The sequence below is a fragment of the Lacinutrix himadriensis genome, from assembly GCF_001418105.1.
Lineage (GTDB): Bacteria > Bacteroidota > Bacteroidia > Flavobacteriales > Flavobacteriaceae > Oceanihabitans > Oceanihabitans himadriense.
The window spans coordinates 234,599-256,772 of sequence record NZ_LIQI01000031.1 but is presented as its reverse complement, the minus strand read 5'-3'; the positions used below and the strand labels follow the sequence as shown (position 1 = coordinate 256,772).

Here is a 22,174-nt window from a genome sequence, read left to right as displayed (position 1 = left end):
ATTAGAAATACTGTGATTATTTTTTTCATTGGAAGAAAGATACTTAAAATTATTACGTTTAAACCTGCATTAATATAATTTTAACCAATAGCGTATTTAAGTAATTTATTATAATGTGGTTTGCATTGGTTTAATAACGGTTTTAAATGCTCTGGGAAAGTTTCGGTCTTTGGTTTGTAGGCTAAATATCCCGTAGATTTATGAATATTTGCATACCAATATTTTGCCCAAACACCATCTTCTGGTCTAGATCCAGCTTGCCAATGCAACATGTTTTCATCAAAAGGAATACCTATAAAATCGCATAATTGGGTTAGTACTTTCTTCGGATTTAATAAAACACGTTTCGAATCTAAAACAATTGGTTTTATATTATTTGTTTCCATATAATCTAACAACTCGGTATGTTTGGCATAACCAACATCTTCTATAGTTGGATTATGGATTACCTTATCAAACGAAGGAAGCATTTCTACAGGATCTCGCGTTAGTATCACATTGTATACCTCTTTCATAAAACCTCTATCCAAGTTTAATAAATGATGTGTCATATTTTTAAAAAAGAAAACAGGACTGGAAGTATTGGTCATCATTTCGGCTATCACCTTTTTACCATCCTGATCTAAAGTATCTAGAATATCTTGGGTTCCTGGATGATACTCTTTTGCATTGGTATTACTTAAATAGTGGGCATACAAAGGTTCATCCACCACTTTAGTATCTTGTCTTTGTGCAAAACTATACATTAAAGTGGTAGAAATATTTCTTGGCCCAGACCATAAACAGATGCGTTTAGTCTTTTCCATCTGCAACTTCTTTATCTATAAGCTCATTATATAAACCGCTTAGCTTTCTAGTAAAATCGCCATAAGATTTCTCACCTATTATTCTACCATCAATTTTTGTTACAGGTGTTAAGCCTCCAAATGTTCCGGTTACAAAAGCTTCATCTGCACCATATACATCAAACAAAGAGAAGTCTTTTTGATGACATGGAATATTATTTATTTTGCACGCTTCAATAACTTTTGCTCTGGTAATACCATTCATGCAATATTGTCCGGTAGAAGTATACACTTCGTTATCTTTTATAATGAAAAAATTAGTAGCGTTACAAGTGGCAACAAAACCGTTGACATCGAGCATTAAAGCTTCGTCTGCTCCAGCTTCAATGGCTTGAATAAGTGCTTGTACTTCGTGCAGTTTACTATGGCAATTTAATCTAGGATCTAAATAATCTGGAGAACCACGACGAATGGTACTTGTAAATAAAGTGATTCCTTTTTCTTTACTTTCTGGTGACGCTTTTTTGTATTCTGGTAAAATAACCACATTTGGTCCAGAAATAGTTAGTCTAGGATCTTGTGACGGTGTTTTTTTAATTCCTCTAGTAATCATAATACGCACGTGCACATGGTCTTGCATATTATTCTTGTTTAAGGTTTTCCAGACTTCTTCAATCAATCCTTCTTTAGTAAAAGGAAATTGCATACCAACACTTGCTGCGGATTGCCATAATCTATCTAAATGATCTTTTAGAAAAACGAGAACCCCTTTGTGTAATCGAAGTGCTTCCCAGATTCCATCACCTACAAGATAACCACTATCTAAAACCGAAATTTTAGCGTCTTCTCTTGGGAAGAATTCTCCGTTAATATAAATTTGAATGTCTTTATTTCTGCTGTCTTCTACAGCATTATGCGTACCATGAACCATGAACTTATTATCTTTTAATTTTGAGAATTAAAGATAATGAAAAACGTGGTAATTCGTCTAAGAAATTAAATCGGAAATCTTTTTGGTACTAGGAAACTGTTCGAAGATAATTTTAAGAAATACAGTAATAGGAATAGCCATAATAAGTCCTGGAATTCCCCAAAGAAATCCCCAAAACATTAACATCACTAAGACTGTAATAATATTTATGGAGAATGATTTTCCCATAAATACAGGTTCTAAAATAGCTCCAAATAATACTTGAACTCCAGTAATAGCAAGTACAAAGAAAAACAAAGTACTTGTTGGATCTAGTTCTATAAATGCAAAAATGGAAAGTGCAATGACAGCAATAAAAGAGCCAACCATTTGCACAAAATTAATTGCAAAGGCAAAAAGCCCCCAAAAGATTGGAAAACTAACATCAAAGAAATAACAAGCTAAACCGGTACCAAGACCTGTTAAAAAGCTAACTAAAAACTTTACTTTTATAAAGGTGTTTAGTTCTTTCTGTATTTTACCGTATGCTAATAGAGAAGTCCGTTTTTTCTTTAAAACCATCTTATTTAAAACATCCTGCATGTTAATAGACTCTGCTAATAAGAGTACTACAAAGAATGCCGTCATGAGTAACATGGTTAAAAACTGACGTAAAAAACCAACAGTTGTACCAATGTTTTCTTTTTGAATAAATTGCGATAAGATGTTTTTATCTTTTTGCATCTCTACCCCAAAAGTGTTTTCTAGGTATTGCGCTGCATCATTTATTTTAACTTCTGCGTTATCAAAAAAAGCAGTATCACTAGCCATAATTTGTTTGCTAGACAATTTGATAAGCTCTACTCCTGCTTTTAATCCAATCCCTATTAATAAAATGACAATAATTATACTTACTATTTTTGGAACTCTACGTTTGCCCAACCAACGCATTAATGGTAAAAACAACAATGCAATAAACATAGCAAACACCAACGGAATAAATATAAAAGACAATACTTTTAATAAATAAAACAAAATTGGTATCACTATAATTAATAGTAGTATGTTGGTGGTTCTGCGTTCGCTTAACATGTAGGTTCTTATTTTTCTATTACTCTAGCTATTAAAAAATTAGGTTAAAATGGTACATCATTATCATCAAAATCATCTGGAGCACCAAATGCATCACTAGGTGATGGTAAATTTTCAGAGATTAAAGTATCATCGTTTGCTGCTGCATTCATTTTAGAATGAAACTCAAAAGGCGAATCAAAATCGTCAAGATTATCAAACTTACCTAAGTGTCCAATAAACTTTAAACGAATATTTTCTAGTCCACCATTTCTATGTTTCGCAATAATAAATTCGGCTTGACCTTCAGTTGGTGAACGCTCTTCATCATCCCATTCGTCAATTTTATAATATTCTGGTCTATAAATAAAACTTACAATATCGGCATCTTGCTCAATCGCTCCAGATTCACGTAAATCGGATAGTAAAGGTCTTTTACTTCCTCCACGCGTTTCTACAGCACGCGATAATTGCGATAGTGCAATTACAGGCACCATTAATTCTTTAGCTAATGCTTTTAAGTTTCTAGAAATCATCGAGATTTCTTGTTCACGATTTCCACCATGACTTGGTCCACCAGTCATTAACTGTAAATAATCAATCATGATCATTTTAATACCGTGTTGTGATGCTAAACGTCTTGCCTTTGCACGTAAATCGAAAATAGAAAGTGAAGGTGTATCATCAATAAACAAAGGTGCTTTTTCTAAACCTTTTACCTTTACGTTTAATTGTTCCCATTCGTGTTTTTCTAGTTTCCCTGTTCTTAGCTTTTCGGAAGACAATCCGGTTTCACTAGAAATTAGACGTGTAATTAGCTGTACGGAAGCCATCTCTAAAGAAAAGAATGCTACTGGTACATTTTGATCTACGGCAATATTTCTAGCCATAGATAAGGTTAATGCTGTTTTACCCATACCTGGACGAGCAGCTACAATAATTAAATCGGAAGGCTGCCAACCAGAAGTAAGTTTATCTAATTTATTGAATCCTGTAGCAATACCACTTAAACCTTCTTGATTGGATATTTCTTCAATTTTCTTTTTCGCTTGAATTACTAAGTCTTGAGCAGTTTCACTCGATTTCTTAATATTTCCTTGTGTTACTTCGTATAGTTTAGATTCTGCTTTGTCTAATAAATCGAAAACATCTTGTGTTTCATCATAAGCATCTTCAATGATTTCGGAAGAAATCTTTATTAAACTACGCTGAATAAATTTCTGTAAAATAATACGTGCATGAAACTCAATATGCGCAGAAGAAGACACTTTTTGTGTTAGTGAAATAAGGTAAAAATCACCTCCAGATAAATCTAGTTTTTGATTTTTCTTTAATTGACTAGAAACGGTTAATAAGTCGACTGGCTCACTGTTTTCAAAGAGTTGAAAGATAGCTTCAAAAATATGTTGATGTGCTTCTTTGTAAAAAGCATCTGCACTTAAAATATCAATAACTTCATCTACACCCTTTTTATCGATCATCATTGCACCAAGCACAACCTCTTCTAAATCAAGAGCTTGTGGAGGGATTTTCCCTCTTTCAAGATTGATTAATGTACTTTTATCGACTGGATAGCCTTTTACTTGATTTGGTTGCTTCATGTAAGCGAATGTAAATAAATTGTTGAGATATTAGTACGTATAAAGATAGTTCAATCTTCACAGGTAGTTAACATTTTAACTGTTAATAAGTAATAAATATTGTTAATAAGCATAAAAAAAACTGAAGCGTCTAACTTCAGATTTTTTTATCAAGTGGTTTTATACGGACTAGCCTTTATAAACTCCTATGTTTGCATATTTTTCCATACGTTGATTTACTAATTCTTTTGGTGATAAGTTTTTAAACTCCTCAAAACTTTTAAGAATAGCCGTACTTACAGAAGCAAATGTTTTCTCTCTATCTTGATGCGCTCCACCAAGTGGCTCTTTGATGATCTCATCTACAATACCGAGTTTTTTCATATCTGTAGCAGTAAGTTTTAATGCATCTGCAGCCTGTTCTTTATACTCCCAGCTTCTCCATAAAATAGAAGAACAAGATTCTGGTGATATTACAGAATACCAAGTGTTTTCTAACATTAATACTTTATTTCCAACACCAATACCTAATGCACCACCAGAAGCACCTTCACCAATAACAATGGTAATAATTGGCACTTTTAGCCTTGTCATTTCAAGTATATTTCTAGCAATAGCTTCTCCTTGTCCGCGTTCTTCTGCTTCTAAACCAGGATAAGCTCCAGGAGTATCTAATAACGTAACTACAGGAATACCAAATTTTTCGGCAGATTTCATTAAGCGTAACGCTTTTCTGTAACCTTCTGGATTTGCCATCCCGAAGTTTCTGTATTGTCTTGTTTTAGTATTATACCCTTTTTGTTGTCCGATAAACATAAAACTTTGGTCTCCAATTTTACCAAGACCACCAATCATTGCTTTATCATCTTTAAAGGTTCTGTCTCCATGAAGCTCTAAAAAAGATTCGCCACAAAGTGCTTTAATATAATCTAAAGTATATGGTCTATTAGGATGACGTGACATTTGTACACGTTGCCATGGTGTTAAGTTTTTGTATATATCCTTTTTGGTAGCTAAAAGTTTTTTCTCAATTTGCTTGCAAGTTTCTGTAACATCTACATCACTTTCAGTACCAATGATTTGGCATTTTTGCAATTGATCTTCTAGCTCTTTTATAGGTAGTTCAAATTCTAAATATTCCATTTTTGAATTTAAGTTTAATTAATAGTTAGTGTGCAAAATTACGTATTTTTTTTGTTTACTCTTTTATCTTCTTTGCTTTTAAAGCTTTCCTATTTTTCAAAATGCCGTTAAGTAGCACTACTCCAAGAATTAAAGAGGCTCCATAATAAAAATTTGTGGTCATTTTTTCTTTTTCCGGAAAAAGTAAGATTGCTAAAATAATACCGTAAATAGGTTCTAAATTATAGGTAAGCACCACCGTATAGGGACTTATATAGCGCATTACATATACGGAAGCTATAAAAGCATACGCAGTACAAATAGATGCAAGAATGAATAAGTATATATAATCGGATGTTGGTAATTGAAAAAAGGAAAGAGAAAACCCATCATAAAAAACTAAAAGAAATATGGTTATAAAAGCTACTCCGCTTATAAATTCGTAAAATGAAATGGTAGTTGCACTGTGTTTTTCTAAAAACTTTCCGTTAAGTACGGCGAATAATGAGGATAGGAAAGCAGATGTGATACCTAAAATGATTCCGTTAATGTATTTCATTTCGCTTTGCGTGATAATAATCACTCCAATAATAACAATGACACCGAAGAGTATTTCGTACCAAATAACACTTCGTTTGTAAATTAAAGGTTCTATTAAGGAAGCAAAAAAAGCTCCAGTAGAAAACATAGCTAGAGTTATAGAAACGTTGGAAGCGTCTATGGCTCCAAAAAAAGTAATCCAATGTAAGGCTATAATAACACCTGCAATAGAAAGCTTTGCTATATCGTTTAAAGAAAGTTTTATTTTTGTTTTAGAAACAGCGACGTAAATACTTACTAATATGCTTGCCATTGCCATTCTAAACCAAACTAATGGAACAGAACTAATGGTAATTAGCTCCCCAAGAATTGCCGTAAACCCAGCAATAAATACTAGCACATGTAAGTGCAGGTAATTTTTTAGCTTATCGTTTAGCATTGTATAATAAGTATGTAGCTAGAACACCAAAAATTATATTTGGAAACCATACTGCTAGTATTGGCGAAAAGTCGGATTGTGCTGCCATGACACCAAATATTTTATCGAAAAACACAAATATCATTGCAATACAAATACCGAAAGCAAGGTTTACCCCCATTCCTCCACGACGTTTTATAGAAGATACTGCAACTGCTATAATGGTTAAAATAAATACCGAAACTGGCAAACTCCATTTTCTGTATTGCACCAATTTATAGCGTCCAATATTAGAAGATCCTCTTTGTTCTTCTTTGGCTATAAACTTTGTTAAATCGCCATAAGTAAGCGTTTCTGCAATATACTCGACAGGAGTTAAATCTTCTAGATCGAAAGAAAACAGGGTGTCTTTTCTTCTTTCTTGTACTATAACATCATCGTGCTCTCCTATAGTTCTTTTTACATATCTAATCATTCTATATGTAGAGTCCTTTTCAATATAGCGTATACTTTGTGCTTCTATTTTCGAGATCATTTTATCGTTTTCAAAATGCTCTAAAGTAAAGTTTTGTCCTAGTTTTTCTTTAATATTAAAACTACTTACGTATATATAATCGTTATCATTAATTTGCCGAAATACGTTTTGTGTCTTTGCTGCGCTCTTTCCTTTTTTAAAGTATTTAAAATCGAAATCATTAAAGCCTTTACTTGCTTCTGGCGCTAAGTACAACCCTAATATTAAAGCAAATACAGCAACAATAGAAGCGCCTATTAAATAAGGTCTTAAAAATCTGGTAAAGGAAACTCCGGAACTTAAAAAGGCTACAATTTCTGTATTATTCGCAAGTTTGGATGTGAAAAATATAACCGATAAAAACAAAAATAGCGGAAAAAGTAAATGCGCAAAGTAAATGGTAAAATCTACAAAGTAAAGTAGGACTTCACCAATAGGTACATCATTTTCAAGGATTTTACCAATTTTCTCGGCAAGGTGTACTGTTATTCCAATAGGAATAAAAAGTAGCAACATCATGAAAAATGTAGACAAATAGCGCTTTAATATGTACCAATCAAGTATTTTCAATTTCCTGTTTTCTTGTTATTATAAACGTTTATCCATTTGTTTTACCATCATATCTTTCCAGGTTCTAAAATCTCCCGCTAATATATGTTTTCTAGCTTCACGAACCAACCACATATAAAAACCTAGGTTATGAATGGTTGCGATTTGTTTTCCTAACAATTCATTTACGGAAAATAAATGTTTCAGATATGCTTTACTATATTCAGTATCTACAAAGGTAATTCCCATTTCGTCAATTGGAGAAAAATCATCTTTCCATTTGGCGTTTTTCATATTCATCGTTCCATGTGCTGTAAATAGCATTCCGTTTCTTGCGTTACGTGTTGGCATCACACAATCAAACATATCGATACCTAAGGCAATGTTTTCTAAAATATTAATTGGAGTCCCCACGCCCATTAAATAACGAGGTTTGTCTTCTGGAAGGATTTCTGTAACCACTTCTGTCATGGCATACATTTCATCAGCTGGTTCTCCTACAGAAAGTCCACCAATGGCATTTCCTGCTGCTCCTGCATTTGCAATATACTCTGCAGATTGGCGACGTAAATCTTTATACGTACTACCTTGTACAATTGGGAAAAATGTTTGGTTATAATCGTATTTTAAAGGTGTTTTCTCTAAATGATTTATACATCTATTCAACCAACGATGCGTCATGTGCATAGAACGCTTTGCGTAGTTATAGTCACATGGATATGGTGTACATTCATCAAAAGCCATGATGATGTCTGCACCAATACTACGTTGAATTTCCATTACATTTTCTGGAGTAAACATGTGCATACTACCATCTACATGCGATTTAAATTTAACACCTTCTTCTTTAATTTTTCTATTTGCTGAAAGTGAATATACTTGATACCCACCAGAATCTGTTAAGATATTTCTATCCCAATTCATGAACTTATGCAGTCCTCCTGCTTTTTCTAAAATGGTTGTTTTTGGTCTTAAAAACAAATGATAGGTATTCCCTAAAATAATATCTGGATTAATATCGTTTTTTAACTCACGTTGATGCACACCTTTTACAGACCCTACAGTACCAACAGGCATGAATATTGGGGTTTCTATTACTCCATGATCTGTCGTCATTACTCCTGCTCTTGCACTACTTTGTGCATCTTTTCCTTTTAATTCAAATTTCATTTTAACATATTAAGAAGTGGCAAATATAATTAACTAAACAAGATACCTTCTTAAACATTTAATAAAATTACAATTTCTACTACATTTCAATCTCTATTAAAGCTACAGAAACATTTGTAAAAGAAAATAATTACTTTGTATCTTCGTTTTAATAAGAAATCCATAAAACGAATTATTATGAAAAATGTCTTAATTACAAGTCTTTTGCTTTTTGCTTTTATCTTTAATACAAGCGCACAACAAGGATCTGGATTTGGTGTTAAAGCAGGGTTAAACTACAATGCTAATGGGAAATATCTTGAATCTACTGAAACGACTTATGAAAATCCAGAAAGAAATGTTGGTTTTCATGTTGGTGTATTTGGAAAAATAGATGGAAAAATATTTTTTAAACCAGAATTGGTATACACCAAAACAAAGAGTGATTATAATAGTGACGCATTTATTATGCAAAAACTAGATGCTCCTTTATTAGTTGGCTTTAAGTTTTTAAAGTTCTTTAATGCTTTTGCTGGTCCTTCTTTGCAATATATTTTAGATACTGAATTTGATGGTATTGCTATTAGTGAAGTGGAAAATGATTTTACAGTAGGCCTAAATTTTGGTTTTGGAGTAAGCTTTAATTCCATTGGAATTGATTTAAGATACGAAAGAGGTTTTAGTGAAAACGAAGCCACTTTTATTAGTAATAATCTTTTAGAAGGTGTTGATAGAATTGACACCAGACCAGATCAACTAATACTAAGTCTTTCTATTTTATTATAATTTTAAAAAACTAAAATAAAAAAAGCCACTTTTCTATTAAGAAAGTGGCTTTTTTTATTTTGGTAATTTCTGAATTTATTCTTCAGGATACGTATCGTCTAAATAATCTGGAATACCGTTACCATTAGAATCTGTAGCAACAAATGTATTTAGCGTGAATGTATCATCACTAAAGTCAAATTGAATATCAATAAGCACTTCATTTGCATCAATTTGATCGCTAGTATCAAAATGGTTTTGTGCATCCGCTTTCGTTAAAAATGGCAAACCATCATCATCTAATTCATAGGAAATCAATTCAATTTCATCTATGGTACCTGTACCATCTCCATCATCATCTGCATCAAAAAAGTTAGGAGCAGCATCTTCATCTGTATCCTCATTATACACATTAGAATCGCTATCTAAATCTTCTAAATAAGAAGGAATACCATCATTATCATGATCTAATAAAACACGATCAAATACATTAAATTTAAAGATAAGCGGCGTATAACTACTAAGGTTTGTTAATGTTTGTCCGAAATATCCAATTCCTGAAGGTAAAAAAGCAGCCCCAATACCATGTTCATGGTAAGCAACTGTTCCATCATTATTTTCAGTAAAACTAGTAGCCGTTTTAAACTCAATTAAGCTTTCCATAAATCCAGTAACCACACCACCACTTAATACTGCTGTAAGCTCAAAACTTGTAGGATTTACAGCTTTATCAAATACAAAATCTTCTGTTGTAATACCTTCATAGTTTACTAATGCTTTATCAATAAAATGCACATCGTCTCCTAAACCTTGTCTCATTTCTAAGTAATAAAGTTTGTAAAACAAGCCGTCCTCTAAAGGATCTTCAACCATTTTAAACTTAAGTTGTGGCATGTCTATTAAAGCAGTTTCTGTAGAACCAGCTTCTATAGCACTAAATACAATTTCAAAATCATCATTAGATGGATTATATAGATCGCCAAAATCAAAAGCATTATCTTCTAAATTTAAATAATGTGTTTCTAAAAACGTTTCTATTTCTAATATATCTTCAGCATAAACTTCTGTTCTGTCTCTATATGAAACAACTACAGTAGAATCATCATCTGGAGAACAACCTGCAACTCCTATAATTAATGCAAATACTATTAATGCAATTTTTCTTAATTTCATTTGTGCTTTTTTAATTTTTCTTTTGAAAAATGGAATACCATTAGATTTTAAATAGTTAAAAATCTTTTTGGTTATTTCATTATTACTATTTTTTTGCCTGCAAGATACAATTTTAAACTAATTTTGCGCAAGAACATTAACGTAGTTTTTTATAATAAGTTATATGCGTATAGATAAATTTTTGTGGTGTGTTAGGTATTTTAAAACAAGAAGTATAGCAACTACAGCTTGCAAAAAAGGGCACATTAAAATTAATGGTGATGCTGCCAAACCAAGTAGAGATGTATATGCTACAGATATTATTGAGGTGAGAAAAAACCAAATAAACTATAAATTAAAAGTTAATGATATACCTCCAAATAGAGTTGGTGCAAAACTGGTTGATATTTACCGAACAGATATCACGCCTAAGGAAGCATTTGAAGCGCAAGAACTTTTAAAATACTCTAAAGAGTATTACCGAAAAAGAGGAACAGGAAGACCTACTAAAAAAGACAGAAGAGATATTGAGGACTATAATGAAGAAAATGAAGATTAAAATTATTACATTTAAATAATCTCATTTATCTTTGAAAAAAACAACTCTAAATAATGGTTAGCAAAAAGAACAGTATTCTAACTCACGAAGAAATTAATCATAAAATTAAGCGAATTGCTTATCAAATTTATGAAAGCAATGTCAATGAAGAAGAAGTTGTTTTGGCAGGAATAGATAGTAATGGTTATATTTTAGCAAAAAAACTAAAAACCACATTATCTAAAATATCTACAATAAAGCCAATACTATGTAAGGTTATTATTGACAAAAAAAATCCTTTAAATAAAATTAGCACTTCTATACCTGCAAAAGATTACACCAATAAATCTGTAATTTTAATAGATGATGTATTAAATAGTGGCACCACCTTAGTTTATGGTGTTAAACATTTTTTAGATGTACCACTAAAACAATTTAAAACGGCTGTACTAGTAAATAGAAATCATAAAAAATATCCTGTTAAAGCAGATTTTAAGGGGATTTCGCTTTCTACTTCATTACATGAACATATTGACGTTGTCTTAGAAGAAAACAATTTTGAAGCCTTTTTAAAATAACTGCATTAAAATAGATTCTGCAATTTCATTTTCTTTTTTATTAGCATCAATAGTAAATTCTGCTTGCGAATAATACCCAAGTCTTTCAAAAAGGTGTTTACCAATAAACTCTGTTAATGCTTCTTTTGTTTTAAGATGCGCAATTAAAGGTCTTTTATCGGTTTCGTTTAAGACTCTTTCTACCAAGTTAGGTATTGTTACTTGTAAGTAAAGTGTTTTGACATTTGTATCCTTTAAAAGCAAATCCATATTATTAGCATAACAAGGTGTCCCTCCTCCTAAACTAATTACTGTTTTGTTTTTGGTGGCAAGGAGCTTTTTTAAAGAATCGTGTTCTTTTTTTCTAAAATAGATCTCTCCTTTGGTGGAAAACAGGTTGCTAATAGATGTATTTTCTTCTTTTTCAATAAAATCATCTAAATCTATAAATTCATATTCTAGAATATCTGCTATTTTTCTTCCAAAATAGGATTTTCCTGATGCCATATACCCTAGTAAAACTATTATCATTTTCTGTTATAAATTGATTATTAAAAACATACACTTATGAGAATACAAAAAAACAAAAAAACTTTAAAATTTTCTTGAAAAACCATTGTTTTATTAATTAAACATTTTATATTTGCACCCGCTAACAACAATATTATATGTTGTTATTTGAAATAATGACCTGGTAGCTCAGTTGGTAGAGCATCTCCCTTTTAAGGAGAGGGTCCTGGGTTCGAGCCCCAGCCCGGTCACTAAAAGCCATTAATTTTTAATTAGTGGTTTTTTTTATATATCTCTAGAAATAGAGTATGATCATTTTTTTAGTATTACATAAATTGTTATTAAACAATGACCTGGTAGCTCAGTTGGTAGAGCATCTCCCTTTTAAGGAGAGGGTCCTGGGTTCGAGCCCCAGCCCGGTCACAAAAAAAAGTTAAGCATTCGCTTAACTTTTTTTTATTTATATTGGTTTTTTATTTTGCGCACGTGGCGGAATTGGTAGACGCGCCAGCTTGAGGGGTTGGTGGACATTAGTCCGTGGAAGTTCGAATCTTCTCGTGCGCACTATTTACACGATTACTTCTATTTTACTGTACCCGTACTAAAACGATAATAAGCTATCTATTGTTTCTCTAACGGTTTTACTATTCCAATTTGCAGCACCTTCTTTATCTATTATAATTTTTCCTTCTTTGTTTATTAGCAATGTTCTCGGAATACTTGATACTTCAAATTCTGAAGGATTCTCTAAAGGAGTAAACACGTTAAACAAATACTTGTTTTTAGATAAAAACGCATCTATCTTTTCCTTTTTTTCGTTGGAAACAAATAGAAACACCACCTTATCTTTATAATCACTCTGTAGTTTTTGAAGGCTAGGCATTTCTGCAATACAAGGAGGGCACCAAGTAGCCCAAAAGTTGATTAGCACCACCTTTCCCTTAAAATCTTTAAAGTCCACCGTATTTCCTTCTATATCTAGCAATTGCCAACTAGCATAGTTTATCACCTTGCTATCCGCTTCCGTTTTAACAGAAGGACTAAACAAAGCCAAACCTTTATGTAGCATTACTTGAATAGGTTTTCTTGTTTGCGGTATTATCAATAGCGCAATGATTACAAAAAAGAGTATATTTTTAAGTTTTGATGTATTCATAATAAAACAAAATGAAGCGTTATTTATAAGTAAACAACGCTTCAAATCTAACAAAAAACAAGGATTAAACCTCTATTATTATTTATCTAGTTACCGATCCCGAAAGAGATACTACAGGTCCCGCTCCCATTGCAATTGCTGTATGGTTCATTGCGTCTGTAGGAACCACGTGTGCTAATGGTTTTAATGTAAATGGTGCTGCACTATTATCTGGACTAGGTTCTACAGAAACAACGATGGTTGCTCCTTTTAAGTCTGTAGGAAATGTCATTCCTGCTGGTGCATTTTGTAAAAAGTCTTCTCCTGGAAATCCTGGTCCATTTCCAGCATCTCCTTTAAATGGTGACGTTGCTGCATTATCATCTGCCATTGCAGCATCTGTAAAAGTTCCTGTACTTACTGGTGTACCGTCAATTACCGCCCAACCTTCATATTTCCATCCGTCAGCAAGTGTTGGTAAGTCTAAACCAGTTACTGCTGTTCCTGAAGTGTTATCTAAAAACCAAACACCACTAGCTTCATTAGTATCATCCGTATCTGTAGGAGTCGCTAAAATGTATGTTCCTGTTGCTGCAGAAAAATCTGCTACTAAATTAGAATTTACATTTGCAGAACTTCCTGAAAAATCTCCAGCTAAAATTTTTGTTGCTGCTGGTGCAGGATCAGCATCTACTGCTGGTTCAATAGACAATACAAATGTTGTTGCTGCTGTTAATTGCGTAGCATCTACTGTAAATGTTTTTGGAAAAGTTACGTCTGTAAAAGTTCCTGTAGAAACGGGAGAACCGTCTACAATAATCCATCCTTCGTAAACGAAATCGGATCCTAATGCTTCTAAACCTGCTAGGTTTAATGTAAATCTGCTGTTGAAGAAGTGTTGTTGTTATCGTCATCACTACTGCATGAAGTGGCAAAAATCCCTAATGCCATAACTGCTAAAATTGTTTTTCTAATCATTGCTTTATAATTTTATTATTTATAGGTCAAAATTATATCTTATAGCAATAACTAAATGTTAGCCAGCTAACACTAAGCGCTTTTTTTATAAATTCTTATTTCCTTTCTATTGAAATCAAGCACTTTCTCTTCTTTTAATTCATTTAAAAGGATATTTAGTGTCGGTCTTGAAGTTCCTATTAAGGAAGCAATATCCTTTTGTGTATATGGATGTTTAATGACATGATCTCCTGTTTTAGGACAGTTATAACCATATTCATCACATAACTCATTTAAAAATTCTTTTAAACGGGATTTAGTATCTTTAAATAAAAGTAATTGTAATCTTCGTTCTAGCTTTTGAAATTTAAATCCGATAAACTTATATATTTTAAAACTGAAGGTCTGATTGTCTCGCATTAAATCATGCATGGTATCTACACCAATAGGACAGATAGAAGTTAGATTATCTACTGATTGTGCAAATTCTTTTCTGGTGATTTGTCCCAAAATTGCTTTTTCCCCAAACAGTTCCCCTCGAGTTAAGATTGCTTTTACTATTTCATCTCCTTCTTCATTGTAGTAACCAATCTTTACTTTTCCTTTTTCTATTAGGTATACTTTATTAGCAGAATCTTCTTCAAAATAGATATAATCCTTCTTCTTATAAGCATCAAAATTATGCTCTTTCTTATAGGTTTTAAATTTATGAGGACATAGTACTTTAAAGAGATTTACATCATCAAAAAACCAAAGTGAATTCATCGTTATTTTATTTAAAGGATTTGATTAATGGTCGTGTTTTCTCATAAAAACTTACAAATAAGCACAAAAAAACTCCTAAATTACTTTAGGAGTTTTTAATATATTTATATTCTATTGAAGAATTACGTTACGCCTTATTTTCTTTCTTAATTAAATTTAAAGCAGAACCTTCATTATACCAATCAATTTGTGGTTGGTTATAGGTGTGATCTAACATGATGATATCTTTAGAACCATCTGCATGAACAACTTCTAATGTTAATTGTTTTCCTGGTGCAAATGCATTTAAATCTGTAAAGTTAAACGTATCGTCTTCTTGAATTAGATCGTAATCGTTTTCATTAGCAAATGTCAATCCTAACATCCCTTGTTTTTTAAGGTTTGTTTCATGAATACGTGCAAACGACTTCACAATAACAGCGGCAACACCTAAATGTCTTGGTTCCATTGCAGCATGTTCACGAGAAGAACCTTCTCCGTAATTATGATCTCCTACAACAATTGTTTTTATACCCGCCGCTTTATATGCTCTTGCGGTATCTGGTACACCTCCAAAATCACCAGTTAATTGATTTTTAACAAAGTTTGTTTTCTTACCGTAAGCATTTACAGCTCCAATTAAACAGTTGTTAGAAATATTATCTAGATGTCCTCTAAAACGTAACCATGGTCCAGCCATAGAAATATGATCTGTGGTACATTTTCCAAAAGCTTTAATTAATAGCTTAGCGCCATTAATGGTATTTCCTAATGGTTCAAATGGCGTAAGTAATTGTAAACGCTCTGAAGTTGGACTAACAGAAACTTCTACTTTACTCCCATCAGCAACTGGTTCTACAAAACCAGCATCTTCCACTGCAAATCCTTTTGGAGGTAATTCCCATCCTGTTGGCTCATCGAACCTTACTTCTTGCCCTTCTTCATTAATTAACGAATCTGTTAACGGATTAAAGTCCAATCTACCTGCAATGGCAATAGCTGCCGTTATTTCAGGTGAAGCTACAAAAGCGTGTGTATTTGGGTTACCATCCGCACGTTTCGCAAAATTTCTATTAAACGAGTGTACGATACTATTTTTTGGTGCATTTTTAGGATCACTATATCTTGCCCATTGTCCGATACATGGTCCACAAGCATTCGTGAATATCTTGGCGTCTAGTTTTTCAAAGATTCCTAGAATACCATCACGAGCTGCGGTATAACGTACTTGTTCAGACCCTGGATTAATACCAAGTTCTGATTTCATTTTTAAACCTTTATCTAAAGCTTGTTGCGCAATAGAAGATGCTCTCGATAAATCTTCATAAGAAGAGTTAGTACAAGAACCGATTAAACCCCATTCTACTTTTAAAGGCCAATCGTTAGCTTTTGCTTGTTCTCCCATTTTTTTACCAACTGGTGTAGATAAATCTGGAGTAAAAGGTCCATTTAGTAATGGCCCTAATTCCGATAAGTTAATTTCAATAACTTGATCAAAGTATTGTTCTGGATTCGCATACACTTCTGCATCTCCTGTTAAATATTCTCTTATTTTATTTGCTTCATCTGCAACATCTGCTCTATCGGTAGCACGTAAATAGCGTTCCATAGAGTCATCATAACCAAATGTAGATGTGGTAGCTCCAATTTCTGCTCCCATATTACAAATAGTTCCTTTTCCTGTACAAGACATAGAAGTAGCTCCTGGACCAAAATATTCTACAATTGCTCCCGTTCCTCCTTTTGCAGAAACGATACCAGCAACTTTTAATATTACATCTTTTGGTGCCGTCCAACCCGAAAGTTTTCCGGTTAATTTAACACCTATTAATTTTGGAAATTTAAGTTCCCAAGCCATTCCTGCCATCACATCTACAGCATCTGCTCCACCAACACCAATTGCAACCATACCTAATCCACCAGCATTTACCGTATGGGAATCGGTACCAATCATCATTCCTCCTGGAAATGCATAATTTTCAAGTACTACTTGGTGAATAATTCCTGCTCCTGGTTTCCAGAAACCAATCCCGTATTTATTAGAAACGGAGGCTAGAAAATCAAACACTTCACTACTTACCGAGTTTGCATGTTTTAAATCTGATGTCGCTCCGTCTTTCGCTTGAATTAAGTGATCACAATGTACCGTAGTTGGCACTGCAACTTGTGGTTTCCCTGCTTGCATAAATTGCAATAATGCCATTTGTGCAGTTGCATCTTGACAAGCAATACGATCAGGAGCAAAGTCTACATAATCTTTCCCCCTAGTGAATGCCTTTGTCGGACTTCCATCCCAAAGGTGGTTATATAGTATTTTTTCTGAAAGTGTTAACGGCTTACCAACAACTTCACGTGCTTTATCCACACGTTCTGCCATTTGAGCATAAACCTTCTTGATCATATCAATATCGAATGCCATAGTATTTTGTTTTAATTTTATCCTACTAATATACAAAATGTAGAATGACTTTGAAAACGGAATTAACATATAAATAATGATACCAAAATAAGTTTTTTCTATGCTGTACTTGCTCCTAATTCAAAAGGACCTATTCTATAATACTTGGAAATTTTAAAACACAAAAAAGCCCGAATCTATGATTCAGGCTTTTTATATGCTTTACTTCTAAAAACACCCCTATGCGCTACGCTCGGTATCTTCAAGGGAACATTACTTATATTCTTAAATAAGTCTGCTTAGTACTATAACACCCCTAAAGTCTCATCAAGGGGACATTACTCATACTCTAGAATTAGTGCGTTAGGGATTGCAGTGGCATCCTTTTTTTTTATAAGTACCTAAATACGTATTAAAAAGTTTATTTAAGATGCTATCCTATTATTGTTCCTTTTTTACAATGATATTAAAAAAAGATATAGCGGAAAGCCCGACCCTTGTGGTAACGCCCAAATTATGGACACAACAACGGATACTTGGGTATTAATAGAAATGCGTTTAAAACAAAAAATCCCGAATCTAAGACTCGGGATTTTGATTTATTGTAAGGTAATCTGTTGATTATCTCACTAATTGTTTAGTTGATGGCTTGAATTTTGTTAAAACAATACCATCCACTGCAGCTTCATATTCTGCCATAGTAGGAGTTCTTCCTAAAATGGTAGATAAAACTACAACTGGTGTAGAAGATAATAAGGATTCCCCTTTTTTCTCTCCAGAATCTTTTACAACTCTACCTTGGAATAAACGTGTTGAAGTCGCCATTACTGTATCTCCTGGTGCCGCTTTTTCTTGGTTCCCCATACATAAGTTACATCCTGGACGTTCTAAGTATAACATGTTTTCGTATCCGGTACGTGCTTCTCCTTTAGGTGCATTGTCATCGAACTCGAAACCAGAGTATCTTACTAAAACTTCCCAATCTCCTTCGGCTTTCAACTCATCCACAATATTATAAGTAGGCGGTGCAACTATTAAAGGTGCTTTAAATTCTACTTTACCATATTGCGCTTCTACGTTTTTCAACATTTGGGCTAATATTTTCATATCCCCTTTGTGAACCATACAAGATCCTACGAAACCTAAATCTACTTTTTTAGTTCCTCCGTAGTAAGACAATGGTCTAATATTATCATGTGTATAACGTTTAGAAACATCATCGTTATTTACATCTGGATCTGCGATCATTGGTTCCGAAATTTCATCTAAATCAATAATAACTTCTGCATGATATTTAGCGTTAGCATCTGGTCTTAAAGATGGTTTCATACCCGTTTTAAGCTCTATAATTCTAGTTTCTGCTTTATTTACTAAACCTTGAAGTACTTGTTTCGCATTGTCCATTCCTTTTTCAATCATGATCTGGATACGCCCTTTTGCAATCTCTAAAGATTCAATTAAGGTATCATCTTCTGAAATACAAATAGATGCTTTTGCTTTCATTTCTGCAGTCCAATCTGTAAATGTAAAAGCTTCATCTGCAGTAAGCGTTCCAATGTGTACTTCGATAACACGACCTTGGAATACATTTTCACCACCAAATTGCTTTAACATTTGCGATTGTGTTGCGTGAACAACATCACGGAAATCCATATACGATTTCATTTGTCCTTTAAAAGTTACTTTAACCGACTCTGGAATTGGCATTGAAGCTTCCCCTGTAGCAAGTGCTAATGCAACGGTTCCTGAATCTGCTCCAAAAGCAACACCTTTAGACATTCGTGTATGTGAATCTCCACCAATAATGATATCCCAATCACCTACAGTAATATCGTTAAGTACTTTATGAATAACATCTGTCATTGGAAAGTACTTTCCTTTTGGATCACGACCGGTAATTAAACCAAAATCGTTCATAAAGCTCATTAATCTTGGAATGTTAGCTTTAGACTTATCATCCCAAACCGAAGCGGTATGACAACCCGATTGGTACGCACCATCCACAATTGGAGAAATAACTGTAGCAGCCATCATCTCTAATTCTTGAGAAGTCATTAATCCTGTAGTATCTTGAGAACCTACAATATTAACCTCTGCACGAACGTAAGAACCAGCATGTAAAGTTGCTCCTGAAGTTCCTACTGCATTTTTATTAAATATTTTTTCAACCGCTGTTAAACCTTGTCCTTCGATAGACACTTCTTTAGAAGTAGCATATACTTGAGGCGCTTCAATTCCTAAGGTTTTTGCAGCAAATGTTTGTAATTTTTTACCAAAAACAACAGCATAAGAACCACCTGCTTTCATAAACTCCATTTTTTGTGGTGTAAATGCTGCAGAAATATCTTTAAGTTCTTTATCTCCGTTGTATAATTTTTTCTCTTTTGTATTAATGGTAAGAATGGTACCTGTAGCTACAGAATACATTTCTTTTAATATTGGTTCCCCATCTGCATCTCTAACGGTATTTCCTTCTGCATCTTTTTGTTGTACCCAGTTTTTAAGATCTAAACCAATACCTCCTGTTACACCAACTGTTGTTAAGAAAATTGGAGCAATACCATTAGTACCTGCAATTACAGGAGCAAAATTAATAAATGGTACATATTGACTAAAAGGAACACCTGTCCATAAAGCCACGTTGTTTACACCAGACATTCTAGAAGAACCAACTCCCATGGTTCCTTTTTCTGCAATTAGCATTACACGCTTATCTGGATGTTGTTCTTTTAAAGCTAATAATTCATTTTGCATGTCTTTATTATGCTCGAACATACATTGACCATGTAACTCACGATCGGATCTTGAGTGTGCATCTCCTCCTGGAGATAATAAATCTGTAGAAATATCTCCAACTCCAGCAACATAAGTAACAACATCTATTGTTTCATCTATTTCTGGAAGCTTCGTAAAAAACTCTGCCTTAGCATAACTTTCTATAATATCTTTTGCTATTTCACTACCATTCTTAAAAGCATCTTCTAAACGAGAAGTATCTGCTTCGTAAAGGAAAACTTGTGTTTTTAAAATTTCAGCAGCCTGTTTTGCTAAATCAGCATCATTACCTAAAGCTATATCTAACAATACCTTTACTGAAGGTCCACCTTTCATGTGCGACAATTGCTCTAAAGCAAAAGTTGGGGTAATCTCTTCAACCGTAGATTCTCCTAAAATGATTTCTTTTAGAAACTTAGCTTTAACACTTGCAGCACTTGTTGTACCAGGTAAAACATTATAGATAAAGAAGTTTAGAGATTCTTCTCTATCCGCATTATCTACATCTTTAATTTGAGTAATAATTTCGCTAAGTAATTCAGCACCATCAATTGGCTTAGGATGAAGACCTAATTCTTTTCTGTCTTCAATCTCTTTAAGGTAATCTTTATATGTGTTCATATTAACTGGAATAATTCTTTTCAATCTTACTTAAATGGAATTTTATTTTGAGAAAATGTTATATATCAAACGTTTTCGTTGGTTTCGCTAATACTTAAATTATATTAATGAAAAAATATGCATTTGTAAAAAAGATAAAAGGTTGATTTTTTAAAATATCAAGCGAAATTACAAAATTTAGAAGAGTTTAAAAAATAATTAAAGATATGCTGGAATGATTAAATATACACCAACAAAACGACTCATTTGAGGCTCGTCATTGCGAATACGATAATTTAAGAAGTGAAAAATAGTAAATTAATAAATGAAGTTCGAAATATTGCTAAACAATCTATTTGTAACCGTTCTAAATTAATATTACAAGGCAAATATTTAGAAGAAAGCAGGTAGTATCTGCCTTCTAAAAGCGCTTCGTTATAAGAAGAATAAATTAAAATAAGCTTTTAATGATTTGTTCTTCGGAAATACCTTCTGCTTCTGCTTTATAATTTTTGATAATTCGATGGCGAAGAATACTGGTAGCTACCGCTTGAACGTCTTCCATATCCGGAGAGAACTTACCATTAATAACGGCATGTGTTTTTGCTGCTAATATTAAGTTTTGAGAAGCTCTTGGTCCTGCTCCCCAATCGATATAGCTTTTTACTAAATCGGCTGCAGTATCACTATCAGGTCTTGTTTTAGCAACCATTTTCACAGCATATTCTATTACATTATCTGCAACAGGAATACGACGAATAAGTTTTTGAAAACCAATAATTTCTTCCGCATTAAACAAGGCACTTACTTTTGCTTGCACATCTGAAGTTGTTGCTTTTACCACTTGTACTTCCTCTTGAAAAGAAGGATAATCTAAATGTATAGCAAACATAAATCTATCTAATTGTGCTTCTGGTAATGGGTATGTTCCTTCTTGCTCAATTGGATTTTGTGTTGCTAAAACAAAGTATGGTAAACTTAATTTATAATGGTGTCCCGAAACAGTAACTGCTCTCTCTTGCATTGCTTCTAAAAGCGCTGCTTGTGTTTTTGGAGGTGTTCTATTGATTTCATCTGCTAAAATAATATTAGCAAAAATTGGTCCTTTTATAAATTTAAAGTTTCTGTTTTCGTCTAGAATCTCACTACCTAAAATATCACTAGGCATTAAATCTGGAGTAAACTGTATTCTTTTAAAATCTAAGCCTAACGTTTGAGCAATTGTATTTACCATTAGCGTTTTTGCTAAACCTGGCACACCAATTAGAAGTGCATGTCCTCCTGAAAATATAGATATCAGGATCTGACTTACTACTTCATCTTGTCCGATAATGACTTTAGCAATTTCTTGCTTTAAGTCTTTATACTTCTTTACAAATTGTTCTACAGCTGCTACGTCAGACAT

The 22,174-nt window shown here is 33.1% G+C and carries 19 protein-coding genes, 3 tRNA genes and 1 pseudogene; 6 read left to right on the top strand and 17 right to left on the bottom strand.

Translation table 11 applies throughout. The annotated features are described in order from the left end of the window. Window positions 1–80 precede the first annotated feature (80 nt). The 8 genes from AMD28_RS17130 to tgt form a co-directional block, all read right to left on the bottom strand. A complete protein-coding gene (locus tag AMD28_RS17130) occupies window positions 81–806 on the bottom strand; it encodes a sulfotransferase-like domain-containing protein (RefSeq protein ID WP_055445362.1) in 726 nt (241 codons plus the stop codon). Further along, the gene (locus AMD28_RS17125; protein ID WP_055445361.1) at window positions 793–1,716 is read right to left on the bottom strand and encodes an aminotransferase class IV; all 924 of its coding nucleotides are present in this window, start codon (window positions 1,714–1,716) and stop codon (window positions 793–795) included. Before AMD28_RS17125 ends, AMD28_RS17130 begins: the two co-directional genes overlap by 14 nt. A 57-nt stretch (window positions 1,717–1,773) precedes the next feature. Continuing rightward, window positions 1,774–2,787: an AI-2E family transporter gene (locus AMD28_RS17120; protein ID WP_055445360.1), complete on the bottom strand. Its 1,014-nt coding sequence runs from the start codon at window positions 2,785–2,787 to the stop codon at window positions 1,774–1,776. Between the two features lie 44 nt (window positions 2,788–2,831). Continuing rightward, entirely contained in the window at window positions 2,832–4,367 is a 1,536-nt protein-coding gene (gene dnaB, locus AMD28_RS17115; protein WP_055445359.1) for a replicative DNA helicase, read from the bottom strand. A gap of 168 nt (window positions 4,368–4,535) precedes the next feature. Further along, window positions 4,536–5,489, bottom strand: a complete 954-nt coding sequence (locus AMD28_RS17110) for an acetyl-CoA carboxylase carboxyltransferase subunit alpha (RefSeq protein WP_055445358.1) — start codon at window positions 5,487–5,489, stop codon at window positions 4,536–4,538. Window positions 5,490–5,544: 55 nt separating this feature from the next. Then, window positions 5,545–6,447, bottom strand: coding sequence for a DMT family transporter (locus AMD28_RS17105; RefSeq protein ID WP_055445357.1), 903 nt, complete (start codon window positions 6,445–6,447; stop codon window positions 5,545–5,547). Next, window positions 6,434–7,510, bottom strand: coding sequence for an LptF/LptG family permease (locus AMD28_RS17100; protein WP_083478366.1), 1,077 nt, complete (start codon window positions 7,508–7,510; stop codon window positions 6,434–6,436). The genes AMD28_RS17105 and AMD28_RS17100 overlap by 14 nt, the downstream gene beginning before the upstream one ends. A gap of 18 nt (window positions 7,511–7,528) precedes the next feature. Further along, window positions 7,529–8,659 carry a tRNA guanosine(34) transglycosylase Tgt gene (gene tgt, locus AMD28_RS17095; protein WP_055445355.1) on the bottom strand — a complete coding sequence of 377 codons (1,131 nt, stop codon included), beginning with the start codon at window positions 8,657–8,659 and terminating at the stop codon, window positions 7,529–7,531. 177 nt (window positions 8,660–8,836) lie between these two features. On the opposite strand from tgt, the gene AMD28_RS17090 reads away from it, so the two are divergent. After that, entirely contained in the window at window positions 8,837–9,424 is a 588-nt protein-coding gene (locus tag AMD28_RS17090) for an outer membrane beta-barrel protein (RefSeq protein WP_055445354.1), read from the top strand. 75 nt (window positions 9,425–9,499) lie between these two features. Here the strand turns inward: AMD28_RS17090 and AMD28_RS17085 are convergent, their stop codons facing one another. Continuing rightward, the gene (locus AMD28_RS17085) at window positions 9,500–10,576 is read right to left on the bottom strand and encodes an FKBP-type peptidyl-prolyl cis-trans isomerase (RefSeq protein WP_055445353.1); all 1,077 of its coding nucleotides are present in this window, start codon (window positions 10,574–10,576) and stop codon (window positions 9,500–9,502) included. A 163-nt stretch (window positions 10,577–10,739) separates the two neighbouring features. Here AMD28_RS17085 and AMD28_RS17080 point away from each other — a divergent pair, with 163 nt between their 5' ends. Together AMD28_RS17080 and AMD28_RS17075 are read left to right on the top strand one after the other, a co-directional pair. Then, entirely contained in the window at window positions 10,740–11,114 is a 375-nt protein-coding gene (locus tag AMD28_RS17080) for an RNA-binding S4 domain-containing protein (RefSeq protein ID WP_055445352.1), read from the top strand. Between the two features lie 53 nt (window positions 11,115–11,167). After that, window positions 11,168–11,671: a phosphoribosyltransferase family protein gene (locus AMD28_RS17075; RefSeq protein WP_055445351.1), complete on the top strand. Its 504-nt coding sequence runs from the start codon at window positions 11,168–11,170 to the stop codon at window positions 11,669–11,671. Here AMD28_RS17075 and AMD28_RS17070 read toward each other — a convergent pair. Further along, entirely contained in the window at window positions 11,663–12,181 is a 519-nt protein-coding gene (locus tag AMD28_RS17070; RefSeq protein ID WP_055445350.1) for a shikimate kinase, read from the bottom strand. The two genes, AMD28_RS17075 and AMD28_RS17070, sit on opposite strands and share 9 nt — an antisense overlap. A 157-nt stretch (window positions 12,182–12,338) precedes the next feature. Between AMD28_RS17070 and AMD28_RS17065 the strand changes: the two genes are divergently transcribed. The 3 genes from AMD28_RS17065 to AMD28_RS17055 all read left to right on the top strand — a co-directional run bounded on the left by AMD28_RS17065 (window position 12,339) and on the right by AMD28_RS17055 (window position 12,724). Continuing rightward, window positions 12,339–12,411: transfer RNA gene (locus AMD28_RS17065), tRNA-Lys, on the top strand. Between the two features lie 99 nt (window positions 12,412–12,510). Then, window positions 12,511–12,583: transfer RNA gene (locus AMD28_RS17060), tRNA-Lys, on the top strand. Window positions 12,584–12,640: 57 nt separating this feature from the next. Next, window positions 12,641–12,724 (top strand) — tRNA-Leu (locus tag AMD28_RS17055). A 37-nt stretch (window positions 12,725–12,761) separates the two neighbouring features. On the opposite strand, the gene AMD28_RS17050 is transcribed toward AMD28_RS17055, so the two are convergent. From AMD28_RS17050 to AMD28_RS17025, 7 genes and pseudogenes are all read right to left on the bottom strand, one after another. Further along, window positions 12,762–13,316 carry a TlpA family protein disulfide reductase gene (locus tag AMD28_RS17050; RefSeq protein WP_055445349.1) on the bottom strand — a complete coding sequence of 185 codons (555 nt, stop codon included), beginning with the start codon at window positions 13,314–13,316 and terminating at the stop codon, window positions 12,762–12,764. Between the two features lie 82 nt (window positions 13,317–13,398). Continuing rightward, window positions 13,399–14,007 (bottom strand): hypothetical protein, encoded by a 609-nt coding sequence (locus tag AMD28_RS17045; protein WP_055445348.1) that lies wholly within the window; start codon window positions 14,005–14,007, stop codon window positions 13,399–13,401. 33 nt (window positions 14,008–14,040) lie between these two features. Further along, window positions 14,041–14,112 (bottom strand): annotated as a pseudogene (locus AMD28_RS19185) (hypothetical protein); the annotation flags it as partial. 233 nt (window positions 14,113–14,345) lie between these two features. Continuing rightward, on the bottom strand, window positions 14,346–15,017 hold the full coding sequence (locus tag AMD28_RS17040) for a Crp/Fnr family transcriptional regulator (protein ID WP_055445347.1): 672 nt from the start codon (window positions 15,015–15,017) through the stop codon (window positions 14,346–14,348). Between the two features lie 127 nt (window positions 15,018–15,144). Further along, entirely contained in the window at window positions 15,145–17,415 is a 2,271-nt protein-coding gene (locus AMD28_RS17035) for an aconitate hydratase (protein ID WP_055445346.1), read from the bottom strand. 600 nt (window positions 17,416–18,015) lie between these two features. After that, a complete protein-coding gene (locus tag AMD28_RS17030; protein WP_055445387.1) occupies window positions 18,016–20,790 on the bottom strand; it encodes a bifunctional aconitate hydratase 2/2-methylisocitrate dehydratase in 2,775 nt (924 codons plus the stop codon). A gap of 430 nt (window positions 20,791–21,220) precedes the next feature. Continuing rightward, complete coding sequence (locus tag AMD28_RS17025; RefSeq protein WP_055445345.1) at window positions 21,221–22,174, bottom strand: AAA family ATPase; 954 nt, start codon at window positions 22,172–22,174, stop codon at window positions 21,221–21,223.